Source organism: Bittarella massiliensis (ex Durand et al. 2017), assembly GCF_017566145.1.
Classification (GTDB): domain Bacteria; phylum Bacillota; class Clostridia; order Oscillospirales; family Ruminococcaceae; genus Bittarella; species Bittarella massiliensis_A.
In genome coordinates this window covers 1-286 of sequence record NZ_JABFCL010000082.1, presented here as the reverse complement: position 1 = coordinate 286, position 286 = coordinate 1, and the positions used below count along the sequence as shown (strand labels likewise).

The following is a 286-nucleotide window of genomic DNA, read 5'->3' as shown; positions in this document are numbered from 1 at the left end:
AACACGGTCTGTGCGTACTGGAACACACCCGCACATTCATTCAGCACCACATTGGCGTCTGATGTCAGACTTCCATCGTCCCATTTTCCGTCTTTATAGTTGGAAACATATCTCTTATCCGTCTGAATATATTCAAACCCCAGATTTGACCAGTCTAAATTTTTCTTTTCCATTTCGATCCACTCCCATCTTATTATCTTATTTTTCTAGTATAAAACTGTTTGAAAGAAAATTCAAGAGTGCGCTCTGTTTTTATGTAGCGATTCAGCCGTGCAATCTGAAGCAA

The 286-nt window shown here is 39.5% G+C and carries 1 pseudogene; it reads right to left on the bottom strand.

The window, feature by feature from the left end:
• Positions 1-173, bottom strand: a pseudogene (locus HJY11_RS15325) (branched chain amino acid aminotransferase); the annotation flags it as partial.
• Positions 174-286: the final 113 nt, after the last annotated feature.